At 42.5% G+C, this 25,241-nt stretch carries 25 protein-coding genes and 1 tRNA gene; 17 read left to right on the top strand and 9 right to left on the bottom strand.

Going from position 1 to position 25,241, the window contains the following annotated elements; all coding sequences use genetic code 11:
• Positions 1-35: 35 nt before the first annotated feature.
• The 3 genes from O8C65_07095 to O8C65_07085 are packed head-to-tail and all read left to right on the top strand — an operon-like array spanning position 36 to position 3,087.
• A complete protein-coding gene (locus tag O8C65_07095; protein MCZ7356683.1) occupies positions 36-161 on the top strand; it encodes a hypothetical protein in 126 nt (41 codons plus the stop codon).
• Positions 162-194: 33 nt separating this feature from the next.
• Positions 195-2,129 (top strand): 2-oxoacid:ferredoxin oxidoreductase subunit alpha, encoded by a 1,935-nt coding sequence (locus tag O8C65_07090; protein ID MCZ7356682.1) that lies wholly within the window; start codon positions 195-197, stop codon positions 2,127-2,129.
• On the top strand, positions 2,119-3,087 hold the full coding sequence (locus O8C65_07085; protein ID MCZ7356681.1) for a 2-oxoacid:ferredoxin oxidoreductase subunit beta: 969 nt from the start codon (positions 2,119-2,121) through the stop codon (positions 3,085-3,087). Before O8C65_07090 ends, O8C65_07085 begins: the two co-directional genes overlap by 11 nt.
• Position 3,088: 1 nt before the next feature.
• Here O8C65_07085 and O8C65_07080 read toward each other — a convergent pair whose 3' ends face one another.
• On the bottom strand, positions 3,089-4,498 hold the full coding sequence (locus O8C65_07080; protein ID MCZ7356680.1) for a hypothetical protein: 1,410 nt from the start codon (positions 4,496-4,498) through the stop codon (positions 3,089-3,091).
• Positions 4,499-4,558: 60 nt separating this feature from the next.
• Complete coding sequence (gene rsmB, locus O8C65_07075) at positions 4,559-5,944, bottom strand: 16S rRNA (cytosine(967)-C(5))-methyltransferase RsmB (GenBank protein MCZ7356679.1); 1,386 nt, start codon at positions 5,942-5,944, stop codon at positions 4,559-4,561.
• A gap of 60 nt (positions 5,945-6,004) precedes the next feature.
• On the opposite strand from rsmB, the gene wrbA reads away from it, so the two are divergent.
• Genes wrbA through O8C65_07060 form a run of 3 tightly spaced genes read left to right on the top strand, consistent with a single transcriptional unit; the run spans position 6,005 to position 7,970 of the window.
• On the top strand, positions 6,005-6,643 hold the full coding sequence (gene wrbA / locus O8C65_07070) for an NAD(P)H:quinone oxidoreductase (protein ID MCZ7356678.1): 639 nt from the start codon (positions 6,005-6,007) through the stop codon (positions 6,641-6,643).
• Positions 6,644-6,645: 2 nt separating this feature from the next.
• On the top strand, positions 6,646-7,257 hold the full coding sequence (locus O8C65_07065) for a hypothetical protein (GenBank protein ID MCZ7356677.1): 612 nt from the start codon (positions 6,646-6,648) through the stop codon (positions 7,255-7,257).
• On the top strand, positions 7,254-7,970 hold the full coding sequence (locus tag O8C65_07060) for a methyltransferase domain-containing protein (protein MCZ7356676.1): 717 nt from the start codon (positions 7,254-7,256) through the stop codon (positions 7,968-7,970). The genes O8C65_07065 and O8C65_07060 overlap by 4 nt, the downstream gene beginning before the upstream one ends.
• An 18-nt stretch (positions 7,971-7,988) precedes the next feature.
• Here O8C65_07060 and O8C65_07055 read toward each other — a convergent pair whose 3' ends face one another.
• On the bottom strand, positions 7,989-8,663 hold the full coding sequence (locus tag O8C65_07055) for a hypothetical protein (GenBank protein ID MCZ7356675.1): 675 nt from the start codon (positions 8,661-8,663) through the stop codon (positions 7,989-7,991).
• A 520-nt stretch (positions 8,664-9,183) separates the two neighbouring features.
• On the opposite strand from O8C65_07055, the gene O8C65_07050 reads away from it, so the two are divergent.
• From O8C65_07050 to O8C65_07025, 6 genes are all read left to right on the top strand, one after another.
• Positions 9,184-10,008: a hypothetical protein gene (locus O8C65_07050; protein MCZ7356674.1), complete on the top strand. Its 825-nt coding sequence runs from the start codon at positions 9,184-9,186 to the stop codon at positions 10,006-10,008.
• A gap of 74 nt (positions 10,009-10,082) precedes the next feature.
• Positions 10,083-10,664 carry a nucleotidyl transferase AbiEii/AbiGii toxin family protein gene (locus O8C65_07045; GenBank protein MCZ7356673.1) on the top strand — a complete coding sequence of 194 codons (582 nt, stop codon included), beginning with the start codon at positions 10,083-10,085 and terminating at the stop codon, positions 10,662-10,664.
• Between the two features lie 432 nt (positions 10,665-11,096).
• A complete protein-coding gene (locus O8C65_07040) occupies positions 11,097-11,855 on the top strand; it encodes an indole-3-glycerol-phosphate synthase (protein ID MCZ7356672.1) in 759 nt (252 codons plus the stop codon).
• Between the two features lie 7 nt (positions 11,856-11,862).
• Entirely contained in the window at positions 11,863-13,047 is a 1,185-nt protein-coding gene (trpB, locus tag O8C65_07035) for a tryptophan synthase subunit beta (protein ID MCZ7356671.1), read from the top strand.
• Entirely contained in the window at positions 13,047-13,832 is a 786-nt protein-coding gene (gene trpA / locus O8C65_07030) for a tryptophan synthase subunit alpha (protein MCZ7356670.1), read from the top strand. Before trpB ends, trpA begins: the two co-directional genes overlap by 1 nt.
• Positions 13,833-13,999: 167 nt before the next feature.
• Entirely contained in the window at positions 14,000-14,254 is a 255-nt protein-coding gene (locus O8C65_07025; GenBank protein ID MCZ7356669.1) for a hypothetical protein, read from the top strand.
• Between the two features lie 238 nt (positions 14,255-14,492).
• On the opposite strand, the gene O8C65_07020 is transcribed toward O8C65_07025, so the two are convergent.
• Both O8C65_07020 and O8C65_07015 read right to left on the bottom strand, forming a co-directional pair.
• The gene (locus O8C65_07020) at positions 14,493-14,939 is read right to left on the bottom strand and encodes a YciI family protein (GenBank protein MCZ7356668.1); all 447 of its coding nucleotides are present in this window, start codon (positions 14,937-14,939) and stop codon (positions 14,493-14,495) included.
• A gap of 63 nt (positions 14,940-15,002) precedes the next feature.
• Positions 15,003-15,473, bottom strand: a complete 471-nt coding sequence (locus tag O8C65_07015) for a VOC family protein (GenBank protein ID MCZ7356667.1) — start codon at positions 15,471-15,473, stop codon at positions 15,003-15,005.
• Positions 15,474-15,813: 340 nt separating this feature from the next.
• Between O8C65_07015 and O8C65_07010 the strand changes: the two genes are divergently transcribed.
• The 4 genes from O8C65_07010 to O8C65_06995 all read left to right on the top strand — a co-directional run bounded on the left by O8C65_07010 (position 15,814) and on the right by O8C65_06995 (position 18,700).
• Positions 15,814-16,230, top strand: coding sequence for a YwbE family protein (locus tag O8C65_07010; protein ID MCZ7356666.1), 417 nt, complete (start codon positions 15,814-15,816; stop codon positions 16,228-16,230).
• A 501-nt stretch (positions 16,231-16,731) separates the two neighbouring features.
• A complete protein-coding gene (locus tag O8C65_07005; protein MCZ7356665.1) occupies positions 16,732-17,211 on the top strand; it encodes an NAD(P)H-dependent oxidoreductase in 480 nt (159 codons plus the stop codon).
• The gene (locus O8C65_07000; GenBank protein ID MCZ7356664.1) at positions 17,208-18,152 is read left to right on the top strand and encodes an alpha/beta hydrolase; all 945 of its coding nucleotides are present in this window, start codon (positions 17,208-17,210) and stop codon (positions 18,150-18,152) included. Before O8C65_07005 ends, O8C65_07000 begins: the two co-directional genes overlap by 4 nt.
• A 149-nt stretch (positions 18,153-18,301) precedes the next feature.
• Positions 18,302-18,700: a hypothetical protein gene (locus tag O8C65_06995; GenBank protein MCZ7356663.1), complete on the top strand. Its 399-nt coding sequence runs from the start codon at positions 18,302-18,304 to the stop codon at positions 18,698-18,700.
• 120 nt (positions 18,701-18,820) lie between these two features.
• Here O8C65_06995 and ygiD read toward each other — a convergent pair whose 3' ends face one another.
• Entirely contained in the window at positions 18,821-19,624 is an 804-nt protein-coding gene (ygiD, locus tag O8C65_06990; GenBank protein ID MCZ7356662.1) for a 4,5-DOPA dioxygenase extradiol, read from the bottom strand.
• A gap of 147 nt (positions 19,625-19,771) precedes the next feature.
• Here ygiD and O8C65_06985 point away from each other — a divergent pair.
• Positions 19,772-20,025 (top strand) — tRNA-Trp (locus tag O8C65_06985).
• A gap of 448 nt (positions 20,026-20,473) precedes the next feature.
• Here O8C65_06985 and O8C65_06980 read toward each other — a convergent pair.
• The 3 genes from O8C65_06980 to O8C65_06970 form a co-directional block, all read right to left on the bottom strand.
• On the bottom strand, positions 20,474-20,773 hold the full coding sequence (locus tag O8C65_06980) for a hypothetical protein (GenBank protein MCZ7356661.1): 300 nt from the start codon (positions 20,771-20,773) through the stop codon (positions 20,474-20,476).
• Between the two features lie 1,024 nt (positions 20,774-21,797).
• Positions 21,798-21,968: a hypothetical protein gene (locus tag O8C65_06975; GenBank protein ID MCZ7356660.1), complete on the bottom strand. Its 171-nt coding sequence runs from the start codon at positions 21,966-21,968 to the stop codon at positions 21,798-21,800.
• A 507-nt stretch (positions 21,969-22,475) separates the two neighbouring features.
• Positions 22,476-25,088, bottom strand: coding sequence for a P-loop NTPase fold protein (locus O8C65_06970; GenBank protein MCZ7356659.1), 2,613 nt, complete (start codon positions 25,086-25,088; stop codon positions 22,476-22,478).
• Between the last annotated feature and the right edge of the window lie 153 nt (positions 25,089-25,241).

The raw sequence follows: 25,241 nt of genomic DNA, 5'->3' as shown, positions 1-25,241 counted from the left end.
CGAACCAATAAAAAATCAATGGGAGGAATATTAGTTTGATAGAGATTATATGTGAAAATTGTGAAAATCCCATCGATGACTGCGAGTGCGTTTGTCCTTACTGCGGCGAATCAGCCCTCTGCACCTGCTGCATCGGATATGATGCTGTTACAGGCGGATAGATCCTGAAATTAACTGGATAGGGATAATTGAACATGGTTACTGATGAGTTTATATGGATGGCAGGCGGACCGCAGGGGAGCGGGGTGGACTCAAGCGCCAACATTTTTGCACGGGCCTGCTGCTACGGAGGGCTGAATGTCTTCGGACAGAGGGAATATCATTCCAACATCAAAGGAATGCACAGCTACTTTCACATTCGAGTCTCCACGAAAGAATTAAAAGCCATTGCAGGTCATGCTGATCTTCTCTGCGCCTTTGATGCTGACAGCGTTGTGAGGCATATTTGGGACGTAGTCCCTGGCGGGGGGATTATCTGCGACGCAGAAGCGGCGGGAAAACAAATATCCGAAATCCCGACACTCTCTGCATCTTTTCGGGAAGAATTCCAGAAAGTCGTTGATGAGAAAGGGATTAAGCCCCAGACTGTTGGAGACCTGCTTGCTGAAGCCAAGAAGAACAACATAAAGATTTACCCAATGCCATTCCTTGAGCTTCTGAAACAGATAGGAAAAGAGATTGGTGAAGATAAACTCAGCAAGCTTGTGATAATGACAAACATTCTGGCAGTAGGAGCATCCTTCGGCCTCGTTAATTATGATAAAAAATATGTTGGGATGGCTATCGAAAAGATATTTGGCAGGAAGGCCCAACTTATCAAATCGAATATTCTTGCCTTCAATATTGCATATGATTATGCGGTGGAGCATTTCAAAGATTTCGGGGTCAAACTTGACGCTGTTAAAACAGATGAAAAGCGAATATTCCTGCAGGGCACACAGGCCGTGGCCCTGGGAAAGCTGGCAGGAGGCTGTCGGTTCCAGAGCTATTATCCTATCACACCTGCTGGTGATGAGAGTGAATATCTGGAAGAGAACCAGGTATTCGAGTTAGAGCGATCAGCCATCACGCAGGGTTCCATCCTCGTTATCCAGACGGAAGATGAGATAGCAGCGATTAATATGGCTTCAGGCGCTGCCCTTACGGGCGCAAGGGCCGCGACGAGCACTTCAGGTCCAGGATTCTCATTAATGGCGGAAGGCCTGGGCTGGGCAGGTCTCAATGAAGTCCCAACCGTTATCAGTTATTATCAGCGCGGCGGCCCTTCCACCGGACTTCCGACAAGGCACGGACAGGATGACCTCAGGTTCGCCATTCACGCATCGCACGGTGAATTCCCCAGGATCATCCTGTGCTCGGGCGACATTGAAGAATGCTTCTATGATGCCGCGCGAGCCTTCAACTATGCGGAACGTTACCAGACACCTGTGATTCATCTAACGGACAAAGCCATTGCCAACAGCAGTAAAAGCTGCAGGACATTAGACCCGGGTCTCATAAAAATAGAGCGCGGTGAGTTGCTCTCGGAAGCGGATGTCAGGGGCAAGGAGTACAAGCGCTTTAAGTTCACGGAATCCGGTATTTCACCGAGGCTGCCGCTTGGGACTCCGGGCGCAGTATTCTGGAACACGGGTGACGAGCATAATGAATCAGGTCACATCACTGAAAATCCCATGGCCAGGACACGAATGCTTGAGAAACGCATGAAAAAACTTGAGCTGGCGGACAGGGAAATTCCCGTTCAGGAGAGGGTTAATTTCTTCGGCGACGAAGATGCACCCGCAACCATCGTCAGCTGGGGGTCACCAAAGGGAGCGATCCTGGAAGCAATGGAAAGACTTCGGAGCGAGGGACACAAATTGAACTTCCTGCAGGTTCGGATTCCAAATCCTCTGCCAAAAGATTACATTGCAGGGGTACTGGGAAAAGCCCGGAAGAAAATCATGGTGGAAGGTAATTATTCAGCCCAGATGGCAGGAGTGATCAAAGAAAAGACAGGCATATCGATGGATTATTTTGTGCTGAAATGGAACGGAAGACCCATGACTTCAGATGAGGTCTATGATTCGCTTCTCCTTATCCTTAACGATAAAGCGCCGGCAAGGCAGGTGTTGAATTATGGCGCTTAAGATGGCAGATTATAAAACCCCTCTTTTCAATGATTGGTGCCCGGGATGCGGGAATTTCGGGATACTCACAGCCGTGCAGATGACGCTGGCCGATATGCAGTTGGAACCATCGAGGGTGGCCATATTCTCAGGAATTGGATGCCACGGAAAGCTTCCACACTGGATCAACGCTTATGGTGTCCATACGCTGCATGGAAGGGAGCTGCCCTTTGCCATAGGAGCAAAACTTGCGGCCCCTGAACTTGAAGTGATAGCCGTGGGGGGTGACGGCGACGGGCTTGGGATCGGCGCAGGGCATTTTGTCAATACAGGCAGGAGGAACGTGGATATGACCTACCTCATCCATGATAACGGCGTCTACGGCCTGACGAAAGGGCAGGCTTCGCCCACGCTCAAGCTGGGTGTGCAGACCAAAGCGCTTCCGAGACCCAATATAAACGAGGGCATTAATCCCATTGCTCTTGCTCTTGCATCAGGTTACACCTTCATAGCCAGAGGGTATGCGTATGACGTTTCCCACCTCAAGGAAACCATAAAAAAAGCTATCTCTCATCGCGGGATGGCTCTGGTTGTCATCCAGCAGCCCTGTCCAACTTACAATAACATAAACACCAAAGAATGGTATGGGGGGGAAGACCGCAAGGACCCTGCGACCGGAAAACCTGTTCCAAGGCTGTACAAGCTTGAGGAAACAGGCTATGACGGCGTGGTGCACAAACAGGATGAGACGGTTGCAAAAACAATTGCCGCAATGACAAAGGCGCAGGAATGGGGAGACAGGATCCCGATGGGAGTGTTTTATCAGAACGAGCTTGTGTCAACTTACCAGGAACGGATCTCACAGAGGATAGCGAATTATCTTGAAGCACCTCCCTCAAAGCAGATTATCAGTGATGCGGAAGGAAAAACAGCAACGACCTTGAGAAAAATGCTGGAAGAGCTGAAAGTAACGGGTTAGCTTAAAATCTAACTTTCCCCGATTTGAATTTTTTATGGGTTTTTTTTGCAGCCAGATACATAACTGAAATGCCCGCTAAAGCGGGTATGGCTTTGAATGAAGGTGCCTGGGAATTTGATTTTAACTCATGTTCGGCTTTTCCAAGCTCTTCAGATGCTGCTTTTAAAGGAGTGACCACATCGGAATATCTCCTATTGTCAGAATAATATCTTGCCTGAGAAATCAGATTGAGGGCAATATCCAGACTTTTCTTTGCATTGTCCAATTTTTCCTTTTTCGCATTAAAAATATCCTCATCTAACTTTAATCTTGAATCTTCCAGTTCTCCGGCAGCGATATCATAGCTCTTGCTGACTGATGTATATTTGTTATTAACTTTATCAATGGCAGATGATGCCATTCCCTTGTCAATTTCGTTCAAAAGGGCAAGATTCTTTTCAGCCATAGCCTGTATTGATCCGGATAGAGCCCTGCTATCATTAAACTCCCTATTTTCATAACTTGTTCTTGCCTTTTCTAACTCCGGTTTTGAATCATTAAGAGTAAGGGAAATTTTTTCCATATCCTGGATAAATACACCTGTTTCAACGCCGATGCCAGAAAGCTGCTTAGCTGCGTCATTTGTACTGTTCAATATGGAAATGGCATTGAAATAAGTCGACTGCGCCATGGATAACATCGATTTGGTCTGGCCTTCTTCGGTGTTGTTGTACTCCAGTTCAGCCTGGATTGCAAGATAATAAGCGTTGTCTGCATTGATTTTTGCCATTTCTGCAAAAGATCTGGATTCATTTGCCGCAGCAACTCCCTTTTCATACCTTCCGGAGCTAAAATACGAATCTGAATCAGATTTCTTGATTCCGGCCTTGCCGATAAGATTTTTAGCACCAAGCTGCTTACTTTCAGCGAGCTTGGCATCTGCACCCAGATCTTTTGCCCCGTCTAAGGCACTCTGGGCATTATTTATGGCGGACTGGGCTCCATATATCGCACTATTTACAATGCTGGCTATGTATCCCGGGTTTTCGGTGTAGTTGAGATTGAAAGAAACATTCCTGTAAACTTTTACTTGATCGCTCAAATCATAACAATAAGAATTGACTATATGCCGAACATTTCCGGCTCCACTTCCCCATGGAGGTGCCTTGACAGGCAAAGATGGATTCAAAGTAGAGCCTGCACTTATCACATATTCTGACGACCATGGTTCTGAATCTAAACCGATGGCACACATGCCAGAATAAAAAAAATTATAATTCGTGAGCAAAAAAGAAATATTAATGGTCTCGCCGGTGTAAACGGGGGAGGAGTTCGGTATCAAATTTAGAGTATAGGAAATGTCAGCATGCGCAGTCCCGGATAACATTATTATGGCTACAGGGATCAATAACATTTTTCCTGGGACGAACATATATCCTGCGTGTTATCCTATATTTTATTTTATGGTTTAAATGTTTGAGTGTGGCAGCATTTAACTATTCCCGGCTCGCCTCATCAAAGCTGCGAAAAACCCATCTGTGTTATGAACCTGAGGCAACGATCTGAAAAATCCTCTTTCTGTAGTAAATGTGCTAAAAATATCCGGATTAACTTCGGATGCAGGGATAAGATGAAAATCTTTGTTCTTTTCAAGAAATGCCATAATAATCTCTTCATTCTCTTCCCGGCTTATCGTGCAGGTTGCATAAACCAGCCTTCCTCTTGTTTTAACGAGCCTGCTGTAATTCCGGATGATCTCTTTCTGCTTCACAGCAAGCTCTCCAATATCCTCACGGGTCAAATTCCATTTTGAATCTGGGTTTCTACGGAACACACCCATACCCGAGCACGGGGCATCTATAAGAACACAGTCAGCAGCGCCATTATACAGATGAATTTCATCAATATCGGATGTCTTTATGTTTGAAGCCCCAGCCCTGCTCGCCCTTCTTCTCAGATTTGCCAGTTTTGGCTTGCTGGTATCCAGAGCTATGATATTCCCTTTAGCTTTCATCAATCCTGAAAGGAAGAGTGATTTTCCTCCGTTACCGGCACATGCATCGATCACGCATTCTCCCGGCTTTGAGCCCGTAAGCAGCGTGATAAGCTGGCTTCCCTCGTCCTGGACCTCAAAAAGCCCGCTCCTGAACGCTTCTGTCTTGAAAATATCCTCCTTTTTATCAACAAAGAGACCAAAAGGAGAAAAAACTGTTGGCGTTGAATAATAACCTTCGGATTCCAGCAAGCTTTGAAGAGTATTCCTATCTGTCTTGAGCGGATTTACCCTGATCGTCAAAGGAGGTTCAAGATTATTGGCAAGACAAAGAGCATCCACCTGATTTGGCTCCCGGAATTCCGAAAGCCATTTTTCCACTATCCATGATGGATGTGAATGGTATATGGATATATGTTCAACTGGATTTTTCCCCATATCAGGAAAGATTATCTCGTCTTTATTCCTTAACACCCCCTCAACTGTTCTCTTTACAAACCCGGAAAATTTTTTCTGGCTCACCGATAACGCTATTGCATTATTCAATATCGCAATCGCGGAGGTTTGTGCAAACACGGCCTGGTATGTACATATCCTGAGCATATTGAGAATATTTTGGTCAAGCCCCAGGATCATGGCTCTGGATGCATTTTCAATGATAAAATCGATCCTTGCCCGATGCCTCAGTATCCCATAGGTAAGTCCAACGATAGCAGCTTTTTCAGATGATGAAAATTCTTCTCTCTTGAAAAGGTCTCCGAGGAGCGCATCAGGGTATTTTTTTTCGAAAGAGATGGTATCTAGAAGCTTGAGAACTGCGAAATATGTTTTTTGCCTGATGAACTGACTTCTGTTATTATTATCCACGATCGCCTTTTTATGCATTGTATTATTTAAGTATAGAGATTAACTATAATATAACCGGTTAGCCATCAGGGGAATAAAATGATAAAAGTCTACATAATTTTCTATACCCGCTACGGTAATACCTTAAAACTCGCAGAATTGATAGCTGAGGGCGCCCGATCTGTTAAAGGATGCGAGGTTATTCTGCGAAGGACAGCAGAACTTGCCCCTGAAGAAATAATCCAGAAAGACGAGCGCTGGAAGAAGATACGGGAGAACCTGAAGAGCATCCCCGAAGCAAAGGCCAATGATCTTTTCGATGCCGATGCCGTTATTTTCGGGAGTCCCACGCGCTATGGCAATATGAGTTCTTCTCTCAAGGATTTCATAGATAAGACGGCTGGCGTATGGGTAAAAGGAGGCCTTGTAGGAAAAATCGGTGCAGCTTTTACATCCAGCACATCGATCCACGGGGGACAGGAGACAACACTTCTGACCATGTTCATCCCCATGCTCCATCACGGAATGATCATTGCCGGGATCCCGTATTCTGAAGACCATTTGTTCACAACAACCGCAGGCGGATCACCGTATGGAGCCTCTGCAGTAACAGGTTCGATGGCGGACCTACCTTTCACACCGGGAGCCTCAGCTCTCGCAAGAGCTCTTGGTAAGAGGGTTGCTGAGCTTGCGACAAAACTGAAACTGGGCGAGGAAGCGATGAAAAAACAGGGATGAAAATGCAGAAAGTTTGCACAGACCTGAGCGATATAGAGTACAGCATACTCAAAAATTTGAGAATCGTGGAAGGGGAGAACGGCGATAAGCTCAGGAACCTTCTGAGATATTATATATTCACGACACCTGAATTAAAGTCATCGGAATATGCTCTCAAGAGATTTGAAGATAAAAAGGAAATTGAAGAGCTGACGACCGGGGTGATGACCGCATATAATGATACCGATAACCCGATGGAGAAATGGACCGAAGATATAATCAACAAACTGACATCCGACCTGGTTGAAATAAACGTGCTTACAAAAGTCGAAGGAAATCAATTCATGCCTTCGAATAAATTCAAGAGCATGTTCAAGATGCTGCTCCATGATATAGCAACGGAATCAAAGGATATCGAAGAATACCAGGCGGCGGTGGTAGCATCAATCCAGCTGCTCAAGGAGTTCGGCGGCGGGAGCCTGAGCATGCAGAGTATAAGGGATGGCTCGATCTATATTAATGAGAACTGGATGTATGCTTACGCCGGCGCGATGAAACGGGCAAGGGAATTCAAGAGAACTAAAAAAATATTCTTTTCTGAGACTGAAATTGCGGAATCTTTCAGCAGGGTATGATGGCCTTGACGGGACTCTACAGGGACGAAGGGTTGGAAATATACGAAAACTCACATTATCCCCATGGCGAACATATCACTGAAGTAGAGCAGATACTTTCATGGTACAGAGCAGGGAAATCGCGGGTCCTTGATATAGGATGCAGCGGGGGGCTGCATGCCATTGAGTTCTCCAGAAATGGCTTTTCTGTAACCGGTCTTGATATGGAATCGTCGGCAATAGAACGTGCGAAAAAAAGAGCCGGGAATATGCCAGGGAAGGCTGAGTTTGAGGTTTTTGATGTAGAGATCGATGATTTTTCGCATCTTGGGAAATTTGACCTGGTCTACAGTATTGGGAACGTCCTTTCACATATCAGAAAAAATAATATTTTGAACGTCCTGAAAAAAATCCAGGGCTGCATGGATGAAAATGGAATTTTTCTGTTTGATGTTCTCATCAATGAGAAACCATTTCGTAGAAGAATGCTTCCCGGAAAAAAGGACATTCAAATAATCTGGGAAAGAAAAATAGATGCAAAAACAGGCGGGATAAGCATGGACGGGACTTTCCTCGAATATGGTTTCGCCCAGCATTTTGATGTATGGGGATACAGCATCGAAGAGATATTGGCCATGTTAAAGAGCTCTGGATTCAGAAATATTGAGTTCTCAGGAAAACTCGATTTCGCCGCAAAAGATAAAACCAAAAACCCTATAAGTCTTTACATATAGATTTTTATCTCTTACGAATTATGAAAGTACCTGAGATTTTGAAGACTTCTTAAGCCCCTCAATAAAGCCTACCATATCAATCAATTTTGCTTTTGTATAGAAACGAGCGGTCTCCTTGCCCGTGCTAAAATCAATTGTCTTAATTCTATGTTTATCAAATTCTTCTTTGTTAGTCTGATAGAAACCTGAAATTTTTTGCAATAATGAAACACTAAAATATTTACTGAAACCAAATCCTTTGCAAAAATTATCATCTAAGGCTGGGACATTGCCGAATACTCCAAGCATTATCTTTGTAACTAATGTGGTAGATGCATATTCATCATCTTCGCCGAGACAACCAGAAATCTGTTCATATATTCCAAGCAACAATGAAATTCTCTCGCCCGAGTAAGTATCAAGGTCAATCTCCCAATAACTTTTTGGCATTTTGGCGATAACAGATATCAGTTTTTCATAATGCCTAACACTTTTCTTTAATAGAAATGACGAACCTCTCAGCATTCCCCAACTGGAAAGATAAAAGCCAATTTGCAGGCAACTTAACTGAACATTAGTAGAGCTGGCGATAGCCTCAATATTTCCCTGCTCATAGAATTCACGGAAATAATTATAGCAGTAATCAAAAGATGAATATCTCTTATCGGGTGAACGACCTTCCAAATAATTTCCTATGTTGTCACTGATATTCATTTTTCTCCAAGGCTTTCTGCATGATTCACTCTTATATATTCTTAAGTCTTTCCAATATAAATCCATCCCCCCATATTGACGGTCAATTATTGTATATGATCCAAGACGGGGAGCGGGGCGCCCTCCACCCGGCGCGCCGCCAAAGGTTCAGCTCTGCCGAATCCCTCCGGGGACGGTGCGCCCGGTGTCGGTGTGGCTGGGCGATAACTACCAAAACGAATTGTCACGATCACTTTTTAACACCAGCGACAAAAACATCAGTTCGTAAAAATCGAAAGTAAGCTCATAGATACAGTAAGGGCGATCCTTTGAATATTAAAAGTAATTCAATATGTATAAGTAATAACATAATATTGGCGTTTACTGTGCAAGCTCAAACCCTCTGGCGCAGTCCTGCATGAAAAAACAGGTGGCATGCTCTTCAAGCGAAGTCTGCTGGAGAGGAAGCGCATAGATACTCCTGGCCCTGAGCGTTTAAATAGAATCATCTTTATAAATACCTACATTCATTGTAATATATATGCCTAAATCAGACACTATTCTTACAAACAATAATAGAAAGAGCCTTTCAAAAACAGAGTCCTATTTACTTTCAAACTTATCCGAAGAGGAAACGGAAATATTTACTGTGAATGATGTGTCAAAAGTTCTTAATAAATCTTATGCAGCATCCCGTAAAATAATAAGCAACCTTAAAGCGAAACGATGGATTGAGAAGATAGAAGCAGGTAAATATCTCATCATACCCCTGTCTGCGGGCGTTAAGCCGAAATATACAGAACATGAGTTTATAATCGGCTCAAAGCTGGTCGAGCCTTATTATGTCTCGTATTGGAGCGCCCTGAATTATCATCACATGACAGAGCAAATTCCATTTTCGGTTTTTATTGCAACCACAAAAAGAAAGAGCAATAAAGAGATTCTGGGCGTGAAGTATATCTTTGTGACTCTATCGAAGAATAAATTCTTTGGGTTTACCACGTCAAGCATCGCCGGGAAAAGCGTTAATATTTCAGACAGGGAAAAAACAATTGCGGATTGCCTTGACCGTCCGGAGTACTGCGGCGATATAACCGAAGCGACAAAAGCCTTAAGAAGCATAGATTTGTCTTATAAAAAAATAGTTGATTATGCGATCAAGATGGGCAATGCAACAATCCTTAAAAGGCTGGGGTATTTATCTGAAATCTTGAAACTGGATTTGGGTGAAGGATTAAGGAAAAGAATGCTAAAAAATATTTCAAAAGGATATTCGGTTCTGGATCCTTCTGTAAAGACGAGAACGGGAAAATACAATGAAAAATGGAGATTGCTGGTAAATCGAAAAATCGGTGATGAATTCTGATAGCCGCAGAAAAGATACGGAAAATAGCACGGGAAAAAAAGTTTCCGGCAGGTGTAATAGAAAAAGACTATGCTTTGAGCTGGCTGCTTTACGGCATATATTTTTCTGATTTGAAAGATGTTCTTGTATTCAAGGGCGGAACTGCTTTGAGCAAAATATATTTCCCGAAAACGTGGAGGCTCTCTGAGGACCTGGATTTTACCGTTATTGAGGGAATTCAGGATTCAAGAATAAAATCGATGCTGGTGGATTGTTTTGAAGCGCTTAATGAAAAGAGCGGAATGGAATTTCATCTTGCAGAATTTCATTCGACCCCGGGGCACAATATAGGAACGGTGCAGTTCACCGGCCCTCTTGGCAAGAACAGCGTCCGCGTGGATATAAGCCTGAATGAAATTCTCACTTTAGAGCCCCTGAGAAAAGAAATAGATGACGATTACGCAGATATTGGGAAATTCGATATTCTTGTTTACTCGCTGGACGAAATATTTGCGGAAAAGCTGCGTTCGATAATTCAGAGAGGCAAAAGCAGGGATTATTTCGATGTCTGGATGCTAATGAAAAATGAAGCGTTTGATAAAAAGAAAATAAAGGAGATCTTCATAAAGAAGTGCACGGATAAAAACGTTGAGCCGGGGTATGAATTATTTTTTTGAGAAAACAAAGCTTAACGAAGCAAGGGATTTCTGGTAAACCGGATTGACAAGGCTGATGAACGAAATCCCGGACTTTGATAGGATTATAGACGAGTTAAGAAATGAGCTTGAATTCTTGAGATGATGTCTTTTGCTGTCGATAGAATTGGCGGGTTATTACTACGGCGAACCTAGTGTTGACAAGTGCGGAGAATCCTGCACAATGACTGTAGTAGGCACGTTTACAGTATCGTGCTACGGTATGGATTCAGAACCTCAAAGATGCAGAATTGCTCCATGAGTTGCATCATTCTTGCCCCTGAGCGGTGTAATATTCTATATGCATGGAGGGATATGTGATAAAAAAATAATGGAAAGGAATTATCCATAATCCTTAAATAAGATGAACATAATTGTACATCAATGTACTAAATTGTACAATCCACGAAAGTTATGCATCCAAAAATTAACGAGATATTGGCATATACTGCAAAGAGAATCCCGCCAGACGGAACTGATAAAAAAAGGAATGAGAAAACTCGAAGTTTCCAGGACATTTTAAAAATCAGAAAAAAGAATAACCTTGTTCCAGTGATAACGGAGGTCAAGCCCTCCTCACCGACACGGTTCATAAGGGCAGTGACACCTGCGGATGCAGCAGATATCGCTGTACAGATGGAAAAAGCAGGGGCTGCGGCAATATCAGTGCTTACGGAACCTCAATTTTTCAAAGGCAGCCTGGAAAACCTGAAAGCTGTCCGTGAAGCTGTAAAGCTTCCCGTTCTGCGAAAGGATTTCATTATAGATAAAAGGCAGATATATGAATCGGAGAGCGATCTGATACTCCTGATAGCGGGTATTCTCGGAGAGAGACTTAACGATTTTGTGGAGGATTCCATATCCTGCGGCCTTGAGCCGCTTGTAGAGGTACATAACAAAAAGGAGCTTGATAGCGCCCTTTCTACAGATACAAATATCATTGGTATCAACAATCGGGACCTCGATACACTGAAAGTTGACATCACCACCACTGAAGCTCTGGCACCGCTTATCAGCGATAGAATAATCATCAGCGAAAGCGGGATCTCAGCGCCAGAGGATGCCGTCCGTATGATAAACGCGGGGGCAGATGCGATCCTGGTCGGAACATCTATTATGCAGGGAAATATTTACGATAAAACATACGAGTTAGTACATGCTTTGAAAAGATAGGATATATATGAAACAGGAACTTAAATCTACCAAATTCGGTAAGTACGGAGGGCAGTTCGTGCCTGAAGTATTGATGCCGGCCCTTGAAGAGCTCACGGAACAGTATGAAAGATACAAAGACGACCCTGTTTTCAAAGAGGAGCTGGATTATTATCTCAGGGATTTTGCAGGACGCCCTTCGCCTTTATATCACGCAAAAAGAATGAGCAGCGAATATGGTGTCAAGATATATTTGAAGCGCGAAGACCTGGTTCACGGAGGCGCCCATAAATTGAACAATACGCTCGGGCAGGCGCTCCTTACAAGATACATGGGTAAGAAACGGATAATCGCCGAAACCGGCGCCGGGCAGCATGGTACCGCATGCGCAATGGCTGGCGCGGCTTTTGGCATCGCCACCGAGGTTTACATGGGCGCCAAGGACACGGTACGGCAGCGTATGAACGTTTACAGGATGGAACTGATGGGCACGAAGGTCATACATGTAAGAAGCGGCTCGCAAACGCTGAAAGATGCGATCAACGAAGCCATGCGCGACTGGGTTGCCAATGTGGAGACAACGCATTACATGATAGGCTCCGTGGTCGGGCCGCACCCTTATCCGACGATGGTGAGGGATTTCCAGAGCGTCATAGGAAAAGAGACGCGAACGCAGATAATGGAAAAGGAAGGAAGGTTCCCGGATTCCATAGTGGCCTGCACAGGCGGGGGGAGCAACGCGATGGGAATTTTCCATCCTTTTATAGACGATGACGTAGACCTTTTCGCCGTGGAGGCAGGCGGCAGCGGCATGAAAACTACGGATAAGGAAGCATTGCATTCAGCGACCCTTTGCGCCGGCGAGGAAGGCGTGCTTCACGGCGCTCATACAAAAGTGCTTCAGAACAAGTATGGACAGATACTTGAATCGAGCTCGATAGCCGCTGGCCTTGATTATGCGGGCGTAGGGCCGGAACTTGCCTACCTTGCAGATATCGGCAGGATAAAGCCCAGGAATTCAATGGACAGCGAAGCGCTGGACGCCTTTCATGACCTGTGCAGGCTTGAGGGCATTATTCCGGCGCTTGAGTCCTCGCACGCAGTGGCTTATGTCAAGAAGGCGGCGGCTTCGGGAGAGCTGGGAGATATTGTGGTAATTAACATTTCGGGAAGGGGCGACAAGGACCTTGAAACGGTGATGGGCGTGAAATAATGAAGATAAGTGAAAAATTCAGGGAACTGGAAGCAAGAAAGGAAGGGGCTCTCATAGCCTATATCTGTGCCGGCGACCCCACACCTGTTGCCACAAAAGAGTACGTGACCGCACTTGTGAGAGGCGGCGCTGATATCATAGAACTGGGGCTTCCATTCTCAGACCCGGTAGCGGACGGTCCTACCATCCAGGCTGGGATCGAGCGCGCGCTGAACGGCGGGATGAACCCAGATATTTATTTCAGGACAGTCGGGTCTCTTAAGGTCCATATCCCTCTTGTGGTGATGACCTATTACAATCTCATATTCAAAAGAGGTCTTGAAAAATTCGTAAAAGACTGCGGAGCCTCGGGTATTTCGGGGATCATAGTCCCCGACCTGCCGGTAGAGGAATCGGGGGAGCTTGCGGCTTTTTGCAGGCAGTGCGACATCGACCTGATCTTCCTTGTTGCTCCCACGACTACGGAATCAAGGATGAAGAGAATCCTGGCGCAGGGCACGGGTTTCCTGTATCTTGTGGCGCGCCTGGGCGTTACGGGGGCACGGAGCGATATAGCCAGTGCTACAAAAGAATTGATCAAGAGAGTGAAGACCAAAACGCCCAAAGCAGTAGGATTTGGGATCTCAAATGGCAGGCAGGCTTCCGAGTTAATCCGGGCCGGGGCGGATGGGGTTATCGTAGGCTCTGCGTTCGTGGATATTATCGCGAGCGGAAAAGATGCATCCGGGAGGCTTGAGGCGCTGGCGAGGGAATTGAAAGAAGGGATACGGGCGGCACGGGAATAAGTTGCTTCCGAAATTTTTTCCTTTGATTTTATAAGAATATTTCTTTTGTTCAACAAAAAAAGATTCATCTATACTTTATTCATGAATTACCCGCATGATGGCTTCATTATCATGGATAATTTTTTAAATGAGTATGATGTTTAATGTATTGATGAGTGGGTGTTCAAATGACTGTATCCGAATCAAAATTTGATGAATATAACTTCTATCAACCTTTATTGGAATCCCAAATAATAGTTTTCAGTCCAAAGGAATATATAGAAGTCTATGAATCGTGGTTCCATACATTGACAGGTGTTCTGGTTTTCCTGAAATGCAATCCGGAACTGAAAGATATTCTAAAAGCGGAACTCGTAAGGCATCAAAACGAGATAGTGCTTCAGTTAATAGAAATTATTGAAGAAAAGCAAAAACATGTCTGATTGTCAAAATATTATGGAGAAGATGAGCGTAAAACTTTAATGTTGTTCTTGAATCTGAAAAATTGAATATCATAACCCTCAAGCAGTTCCCACATCGAATTTTAAAAGTTTTCGCTTTAGATATCGATCTTGTTTTCTTTAGGACATTATAAATATAAAGTATTTATTATTCATCGTCCGAAAGTTCGATGCTCTGGCAACAAAACCTTTTTCCATGCCTATCAACTATGGTTCGGATTTACTTGCTCCTCTTCTTCTCCACCTGTGCTTTCACCCTCGGATTATCTGCAGCTTTCTGGACATCAGGTGGGAAGTCTGACGCCTCGAACACTTGGCGAATCTCGATCACGTCGCCATCTTGTGCAGGGACTCGCTTCGCCCATTCGACCGCCTCTTCCTTCGACTTCACGTCAATCATCCAGTAGCCGCCGATTACTTCCTTGGCTTCGATGAGGGGCCCATCGGTAACTTTGGGCTTCCCGCTGGAAAAAGCGACACGGGCGCCCTTCGAGATTGGATGAAATCCATCGAGTGAGATCAGCGCACCTACCTTCGCCAGGTCTTCGTTGAACTTCATCATCTTGGCAACGGACTCAGCGGGCGGGGCGAATCCTTCCCCAGCTCTCTCTCCGGGCGGCGTATCAGGTTGGTAGATTTTAGGGATCATGAACATCATGAATCGCATGGTTTTATCTCCTTTTAATTTACGCATAGGAAACTACTTTGATGAATCTTCTTGAAAGAAGAACTAAGGCTTCTTGGCAAACATAGCCTTCGCAGCCTTTTCTAGCTCCTTATCAGAAATATCCTTTATATGCATAGCCAGCATCCATCGATGACCGAATGGGTCAACAATACCGCCGGCGCGGTCGCCCCAGAACGCATCCGCGAGGGGCATGGTTACAGTGGCGCCTGCGGAAACAGCCTTTGCAAAGACAGCATCGACATCCTCAACATAAAAGAACATGCTGGTACTTGTGCCGCCCTCTGGTGATTGGGGTGAGAAGACTTTGTGTTCCGGGAATTCAGGAGACAGAAATAATATCGAGTCACCGATCTGAATCTCCGCATGTACGATGCTTCCATCAGGCCCGTGAAAGACCCGCCGTTTCTTTGCACCAAATACCCGTTTGTAAAATTCAATTGCCTCCGCCGCATCGCGCACAACCAGATCAGGTGTGAGCGAATGAAAACCTTCCGGAATTGCTTTTGTTTTCATACTAACCTCCAAATTTTTCCCTGCCTAAATTATGATTGGTTCTCATTCGATTTAAATTTATCTCGCATATGTCTGCTTTAAAGATCTTATGTCAATCCTTTTCATTTTAAGCATTGGCTTAAAGGATCGGTGCTGATGCTCCGGAAATAAGATTACTGTAAAAAGCAAAGTGATCGTAGAATGGGACTGAGGTTCCAGGTCTTTCAGCCATGGGTGTGAGATCAATACCTGATTCTCATGCATTTAAGTATACAAATCCGGGGAAACCTTCTTCAAACATTCTTCAGTTAATTTTCTTGAGAATGTATATGTTTATATAATTATGAATTTAACTCATATTATGAATGAAGGCAATTCCAGAGAGAATATTAAAGAAGGATTAAGTGTAGGAATCGTTTTAAAGCAAGATCAGAGGAGCGGTAAAATAACTCAGGGTATTGTAAAGAGAATTTTAACTAATGCTTCATATCATCCACATGGAATAAAGGTTGAACTAAAAAACGGTCAAGTTGGAAGAGTCAAGGAAATTCATTCAAACGTTGCAAGACAAGAACTATTCATTGGTCATTGGTTAAGGAGTTTGATTGATTTAATGCGTATCGTTTTTCGAAATACGAAAGATAGTTATGATTCTCGATCCTTAGTTGAAATAGAACACGGATGGCACGGATTTGACGGATACCCACGGATATTTTATCATCCGTGCCAATCCGTGTTATCCGTGGAATCCGTGTTCCATCCCATTTTTTTCTCTTAACCGATGACTTATGAAGAACTATTATTGAGTGTATTCTATATGGCAGTTTGATGCCTGGAAATTCCACGACTCAAACGAAATATAAGTATTAGGCATGAATCCTGATACACTGCTTTTCCCAGAGCGGCGGTCTGTTCCTCCTGCTTCAAAACACAGGAAAAAATAACAAACAGGACATCTGAAAGATATGCCCTTCAGGGTGTCAAGCGGAATAGGACTCAAACGGTGAGGAAGAACCTTTACTCAAAGAATCTTTTTAATTTTTTCTAGTCGGAGATAAATTTACTTGAAAATTGAGATTTCTTAATTCCCCATATAAATGATCCAAGTAAGGATAATCAACCACAGAGAACGCAGAGATCACAGAGTTGTAATAATTCTCTGTGTCCTCTGTGCGCTCTGTGGTTTTTTTCGTACCAGAAGATAATAAAAAGTCTCTACTTAAATCAGACCCTTTAACATCGAAATCTTTATCGATTTTTAGATGTATTACGAAGCATTATGTCTGAAATCCTCATAGTATATTACTCAAGGGCAGGCAGCACGGAAAAGCTGGCAGGGGCGATCGCTGAAGGCGTGCGTGAAGGAAAAGGGAATCCAACACTGAAATCCGTGGACGAGGTCGATGTCAATGAGCTTCCAGAATACGACGGCATCATAGCAGGTTCCCCCGTTTATTATGGCACCATGGCAGCCGAACTGAAGAAGTTCTTTGACGAATCTGTCGTGGTCAGGAAAAAACTCATCAATAAAGTCGGCGCGGCATTTGCCACCGGCGCCCACAGGACCGGAGGCAAGGAAACCACCATCATCTCCATACTCCTGGTAATGCTGATCGAGGGTATGATAATTGTTGGCGATCCCTATGAGACCGGGGGCCACTATGGCGCGGCAGGTTCTGATGAGGTCGGACTGAAAGAGGGAAGAGCGCTTGGGAAAAGGGTAGCCGAGCTTGCTGACGTCGTACACGGGAAAAAATGAAGACAAAGAAAAATAAACAAAAATCAGGACCAAAAACACCCGGTAAGCGATCGTTTTTCAATCTAAGAACAGCAATAGCCATACTTGTTTTTTTTATCCTAATTTTTCTTTTTTATTTTTCCATCCCGCAAGAAAGCGATAAATGGAGCGTGAGCAAAGAAGGTGTTCTTTCCTATCCTGAAAACAGGGGCAAAGTCGAAGTAAAAGTGCTCAAGACCGATTCGGGCAGCAACTATACTCTCGAAACTATTTCCTTTACGAGCAAGGATTATACAGTGGAAGGGCTCCTTCGCATACCTTCCTCTGACAGGAAAGTGCCGGGTATCGTGATACTGCCCGGAGCAACCGTTCCGAAGGAAGGGACGCAGGGGTTGGCTGGGATCTTTTCAGGTCAGGGTTATGCAAGTCTTGGCATTGAGCAGCGCAACCGCGGAGGTGTGGATTTCAACTATGACTATATGCTATGGAAAGAGGGAAAAGAACCGGTAGAACATAAGATGGTATTTGATGCCCTGCGCTCCATCGATGTATTAAGGCAGGATCCACGGATCGATCCAAAGAGAATCGCTATTCTCGGGGAAAGCAACGGCGGGCGTTTTGCGATCATTGCAGCCGCGCTTGACCCAAATATTAAAGGAGTGATCGGCATCAGCACAAGCGGTTACGATACGGAATCCCAGATTGCTAATATAAATGACGAAAATCTGATCAGGTTTTATCGTTCCATCGACCCTGAAACATACCTGCAGTTTATACCTCCGCGCAGATTTGTAATGCTGCATTCCGATAACGACAGTATTATTCCGGTTGACTTGGCGAGGAATACTTTTAAAATGGCTGGGGAACCAAAACGGTTTTATAATGTGACAACCGGGGGTCACGGATTCAGTGAAGGCATGAGAGAGCCTCTTGGGAATGAATTAAGGCTTGTGCTGCAATAATTTTTTACATTAACCTGACATTTTCCATATGGCTGTTATCATATAAGATAATGATTCATTGGAATATCATGGGTGTATAAAATGAATAAACATATTACTAGCGTTTGTTATTTAAATCTAAAAGTGTTTTAAATTAGCCTGAAATAACCATGAGCCTGAGAGAAAATATAAAAGATGGTGTTAAATCAGAAAAAACGCCCAGGCTAATTCTCTATGCAATCTCGATCGCTATGCTCACAGACATTTCATTAACCTATTATATACTCACGTCTATTGTGGGAAGCAGTGAAAGAAATCCTGCAGCATATTTATTTATTCAAACCTTTGGCATTATTCCCGGACTCCTGGTTTTAAGCCTGCTCAGTATGATTTTTTTAGTTATGTTTGGAATAATTTTAAAGAGACTGGTCCCAAAAATAGTAAAAAATGAAAAGGTTGATTGCCAGCTTGTATCCAATGGCATATGGATTTTCATACTGCTCTTTGTCCTGATACAGATTTTTAAAGGAATTGTGAAGAACCTGTTGATACTGCTGGTCTCCTTTTAATTTACCGATTAAAGAATATTAGTTTGGCGCCAAGGCTTGAGATTGACAGGTATGAGCAGTCGTCTGCCCGGATTCTGCGCCAATTATCATACAAATTGGAAGTATAAGGAAATAACCAGCCTAACCTATCTGAAAGCATCTCATTGAAATTGAACCATTTTGAAATCCTTCATAGGTGAATCTCAATGGCTCATTCTTCCCCTGCAGAGCTATGCCATAGATCATTGGCAAATAATGGTCAAGTGTCGGGACCGCAAAATAAGCTGATGGGCCAATATTTTGATAATTGATCAATTCCTTATGGTTCCCATCCATCAAATCAAATTTCACTTTCTCATCAAATTCTATCGCCCAATCATATGGTTCCGCATCAATATTCTGAAAGTTGATCAACCCAAGATTATGGACAATATTTCCGCTGCCGATGATCAGAACTCCCTTTTCCCTGAGTCCCGCAAGCCTTGATGCCAGGTCATAATGATACTGCAGCGGTTTGGGATGCCATTCGTTGAACGAGTAATCCAGGCTCATTTCAAATACCGGGATATCAGCCTCAGGATACATATGTTTCAGGATAGCCCATGAAGCATGATCCAATCCCCGATCATTGCTGCATTTAACCTGCGCTTTTCGTAAAGAATCGCTTACAGATCTGGCATGAACAGGCGAACCCGGACAGGGATATTTGATCTTGTACAGCTCATGTGGAAATCCATAAAAATCATAGATGGTTTCTGGTTTTTCCGTGCACGAGACATATGTCCCCACAGTCAACCAGTGCGCTGAGATGACCATTATTGCCTTTGGCCTGGGTAGATCTTTGCCTAACTTTACAAGGCTATCAGTGAATTTGTTCTTTAAGATGATATTCAATGGTGATCCATGGCCAATGAATAATACAGGCATTTTATCATCTTGATTCATAGTTCCCCAATTCAATTAAGTCTCAAGGCATATTATAATTTTGGGATGTCTTGGCTTTTAGATAGATTTAATAGCAACCGTGTAGAGTATAGCGATACTATTTGATCAGCCCGCAAGAAAATAGCTTTGTCGAGTTTATCAAAATCAGGGGCTGTGGCCTAGTCCGGCATGGCGACGGGCTCCAGCGGAAATCCCCGGAAAGTCCCCGGAATTTATTCCGTGGCCGGGGGTGTGATGATGAGCAACGGGTCTACCGAGCGAACCGGACGCGGTAAGCTATGAGGAGCCGTTGGAGCACTGAACGTGCATTGACCCCGTATTTAAATATGGGGCCAGAAAGCCAAAAACCTGGCGTTTTCGGAGAGACCCGTCGATCGTGAGTTCAAATCTCACCAGCCCCATACTACAAACAATTTCTATCTGCCTTTTGTGGTTCAAGAAGGGTAACTTTAGTTCGGTCTTTAATCAGAAAGATGAGGGAATGGCAAGTTCTGTTGAGAATTTTATTTCAGATCATAACACATGCGAATATATCAGGGAATATATTCCTGAAAACAGTATACAGGCCTCGTACATCGTCAGGGGATTGTGACTGATCACGATAGGTATTTCGTGCATCCTAAGAATGACTTATAACAATTGCGGAATATTGAACATGGGACACAGTTTTTCAAATAACACCAGTGATTTGTGAAATATTTATAAAGAAATTTGGTTGATAGAATTGCGGTGTGTTCTGAATCCCTGTATCTAGAATGAACCAACTATGCTAGCTTGGCAAATACATTGAAAGTGGATTCCGTTAAAAAAAGAAACGGGGGCGATTTGAATCCCCCGAATTTCCATAGTTTAACCCTGTGACAGAGCTTTTACGTTTTCTAATACTTGGTCGACCGAGATGACTGGGTACGTTTTGAACTTGATGTACGGAACATACCTCAATAATTCAAGGGCGATCTCCTGTTCAGTTCCTTCAGTGATAGTGTATCCTGAAATTCTACCAGCAAACTCTCCCCAATCCGTCATTTTGCCACTATCTAAGGCCTCTTTGACCATATTCAACATCTTGGTCCAGTTCTCAAATCGCTCTTCAGGTTTATCTGGCACTTTAGTCGCATCCACTTCCCAAAGTACGAGAAACTTTGTCATTCATTTCACCTCCTTCTATTTTAATCACATGCTTTTAGCCAAAGTTGTCAAGTATGCCTAGTGAACAATAGCATCTAACCGCTTTCCCAAACTGCAAATAAGAGAACACACTAAGTTTATTTAAGGTTGTCGGCTACTAAAGAAGTCAAGCCCCAAGAGTAACCATTTCGATATTAAAGCATTTACCTGCCGGTTCACAAACCAGGCTCAAAATAATTTTTTACATGACCATTTTATGATCTGAGTAACATTGGACAATAGACGTTCTCATGCGCCCACACCGATGCATCCACACCACCACACACAATATACCCGATTTTACGATTACCGGTTAATATGTTACGATAAAGCCGCTTGAAAATAAAGTCTGCCGATGATCAGGACATTAGAGGGAATGCTTTAGTTTTGACCACGATCATGCCATACAATTCATAATATTTATGTTGTATTGCTTGACTGTTGTTAATGTTAATACTCTTTTAGTAAAAAGCGATTATTAGGGTTCGCACGTCGTATGGGATTTGTGACTGACATCTAGTAGAGAACTCATACTCCAAAAGGTTATAGGAAGCCAGACCTCTTCTTGACCTCAAAAAATAGCGCACAATGTTTATCAAGAGTCTATTTCAACAACTTGGAATTGCTTTTCAATTTAAAGTCTAATCCCTTCGATAACGCTCTGTGTATTTTTTTATTGTATCGTTTAAATTTATATGCGCTTGTTTGTTTCTATATTTGAAAAAGAGATGTGTTTTTCCATCCAACATCAATGCTACATTACTATAGCGCTTCAATCAAAAAGAGCTTTAAGAATAATATTTAGATCAAGCGATCTAAATTCTTCATTATTTTTCGCAGCCCATGTTAATTCAGAATATGAAAACTGATCTTTCCTCAAGCTTGAAATCAAATCAAACATTGCATCCACATCTTCATCTTCGAAATAACCTGTAAGTTCATCTTTACTTTCTGGGATAAAACAATCGGTGTGGAATTGTCTCTCCCAATCCCACTACAAAATGAATTATATTTTGATTTTATTTAGTTTCTTGATAGCTTTGTATGATGGGTTCTTCAAAACATCTTCCAATTTATATCTCGGTACATCTTCCACAAATTCAGCCAGCGTAGCAGCTGTGAGTAACTGCACATCATATAAAACACTTTCGATTACAACATGTGTAATTTTTGACATGATTTCTCCTTTTTCATTTTAAGGTGCTATTTATTATATCAAGAATGAGGTCTTGATTATGCCCTTAATGAAAATACCACCTTAATTATTTATACTAATGCTCATGCAATATATTTTTTTCGGTGGACAGATGTTCCTTTATAATAAGGTCAAAGATTTCAGGACTATGTAGGTTGTTTTTCCCGATATCCATTTCTCCTTTCCCGTACTCTGCCTTCATTAGAATTAGCAAGAAATCAATACGAGTTGCTAAAACTTTTTTATTTCCTTTTGCACCTGATTTTTGGGATAAATATTACGATAAATGACAGGAAATGTATTAATGTTCGTGTCCAGAGTCTGTGGACATGAAGATTAATCGATAGTTTTGTAAAGTTAATAAATTATTTTATAGACATATTTATGGCAATTCTTAATTTTCCATTAAAACCAATGTTAAATAATCCTTCAAATTTTAGAAATAAACCTCAAGCATATTTAGGAAATCTCGCTCTGGATATAGGTATATTATTTTAATTTCTTAGTGATGTGATCAACATTAGTTGATTCTTCCTCTAATGTTCTTATTCTGTCGAAGAGTTCTCCTCCCATTAAGAGTTCTGGCTTGTCTTTTACTATATCTATATAATGATCCTTTATTTCTATGAGGATTTCATCTGCTATAACATCATCTGTTTTTTTAATGCAAATGAATAAGTATTCTATCGCGCGCGGATCACTGCTCTCTCTTATTTTCATCTCAATAATAGTTTTTATTTTATTTAAGAGTGATTTTGCTATAAAGGGATTTATCTTTTCAACACTAAGGAACAATTCTGCTATTGCTGAAAGGTCTGCACTTATATTTATTTTATAAGTATAATAATTTTTCGTTTCATTGACAAGTCTTTTTGCCGCCTTACTATCTAATTTTTTCACATTAGTTAGCAGGCTGCCTATTGCCACCAGGTCATTACTTTCTCCTATTTTCATTGCATAATCTTTTTGTGTTTCGTTAAGGAGTTCTTCTGCTATTTTTGGATTTATCTTTCTAATAATCGAGAGCATCAGACTTATTCCCCATAGGTCAGAGCTCTCTTTTATTATCCTTGCAATATCATTCTTTGTTTTATTGAGAAGCTCTTCTGCTGTTTTGTCTCCTGTTCCTCTCATTATATAGAGCAGCCTTCTTAATCCTCGAAGGGTATTACTTTTTCTTATTTTATCTGCATAGTCTTTCTTTGTTTCATTGAGAAGTTCTTCTGCAGTTTCAGGATCTATCCATTTCACATAAATAAGTAACAATCCTATTGCATTAAGGTCATCACTATCTCTTATTTTCATTTCAATATCATTCTTTGTTTTGTTAAGAATTTCTTTTGCTCCTATTAAATTAAAGTCTCTCACATAGTTAAGCATTGATCCCACTGCATTAATGTCTGAGTCCACTTTTATCTTCTCTTCAATGCACTTTAGACTTTTTCCATTAGAGAAGAGAACTTTTATTAGTTCATCATATCCAAAAACGCTTATTACTTCAACAAAGAAATAGTAAGTGCTCAAACTACTTTTCCAATCCATTTGTTTTATTTTTTCTTCGACAACTTCTTTCTTAACTTTTCCTTTATTTATATGCTCAAATATCATGTAGCGATTGAAAAGGTCGATGGGCAGCTTCTCAGGGTTTTCATATTCCAGAAGCATGCCCGCATCAGGCGATGAAATCTCCAGCAAGGTCAGATATGTTTTCAAGTCCATTACATCCCTGAATTTGGGTTCTTTTTTCAGAAATTTGCACAGGTTCCTTTCAGTCTCTTTTAATTTCTCTCCCTTCTCTCCAGCTGCCTCCCTCAGCAGTTTAAATGTCTCTGCTGTTGTATTTTCATCCTGAAGAGAATATAGAGCACTCTGCAGTTGCTCTTCGCTCAAAATCCGCTGGTAGAGGTTATACCACCGTTCCCTCATGCACATCAGTTTGAACAGCACACTCCTGTCAAATAAGATGTTGAATACCTGGTCGGGAGTGAAAACTCGCGTGATTCCCCGTTCCAGTGCCGAGGATTCTTCGGTCTTTTCTTCCCCTCTAAGCTTTGGTCTTTGAAATTCCTCTAAAACTGTGAACAACTTGCTCTCGAACACGCTCAGAATGAGCGCTGTAGCATTCACCACTCTCTTGATCTTTCTCGGATTACCACCGATGCTGTGATTCACAAGCTGTGTGTATTTTTCAATCTCTTCAACAGTCCCGCCTGTTAACGATTGCAAATAGCTGGTTATTGCCTGCTCGCTTATTCTTGGGATATAAAATTCAGCCTGAACTATTTTATCGAAATAATTTTCATAATAAAACTCATAATTCTCCTCTTTGTATCTCGTCTTGAGCTCAGCTTCCAGTATCCCATAGTCACAGCCCAGGATGAAGATACAGCCATTGATATCCAGGAATATCTTCAAACTGTTCAAGAAATCAATCAATTTCTCAGGTATTCTATCCAGGTCATCGATAAAAATGACGAGCTTGCCTTTCGATGGCTTTTCTGCCCTGTCCTTTGTTTTTATTCTCCACCAAAGCCGTTTGAAGAACTCTTCCTTCTGCGACAGTTTAACCTTTTTTTCAATTGCGCCCTTAAACTTTTCAATCTTGGTTATCCTCTCTATCACTAATTTCACATCTTCATCAGACCATTCTTTAAAGGGACTGGCTTTCTTGCTTTTCTTCACCAGCTCCATAACGCCTCCGGTTGATATCTTTCCTCCAGAATAAAATTGGAGCACTGAGTCGGTAGAAAAAAGGAATATGTTCCGCAGCGACTCACGCAGCAACTTCTTATTATCGTTCTCATCTTTAAAAAGCTCATTCACAATTTGAACCATAAATGGAATCCAGGGCTTCTCTTCGTTTCCATACTCCCAAGATTTAAAAAATACGGTCTTATAACCTCTGCGCTCCAATTCCGCTTTAGTAATATTCATTAGACTCGTTTTGCCTGAACCCCAGCTCCCAAAAATGCCAATGGTGAAAGGTGTATCATCGCTGGATATGCCCTCAATAGTATTGATTATTCCGTTGGCATACTCACTGAAACCAAGCTTGTCATCCTTTATTTTCTCTACCGCAACATCTGAGAATTTCGACACCATCCTGCTGTTAGATTAACCTTTTTTCTTCATAAAGCCTTTCATTAAATAATGTAAAGAGCTTTACAACCTCTCCCTCCCATACTCAACCGCATTCCAGAATAAGGCCAATCCCGAGCTCATAAATTACGTAACCGGCACGGTTCTTCCGCTTTG

This window comes from Candidatus Methanoperedens sp., from assembly GCA_027460535.1.
GTDB lineage: Archaea > Halobacteriota > Methanosarcinia > Methanosarcinales > Methanoperedenaceae > Methanoperedens.
Note: the sequence above shows the minus strand (reverse complement) of the source record. Positions and strands in the feature narration are given on the sequence as shown.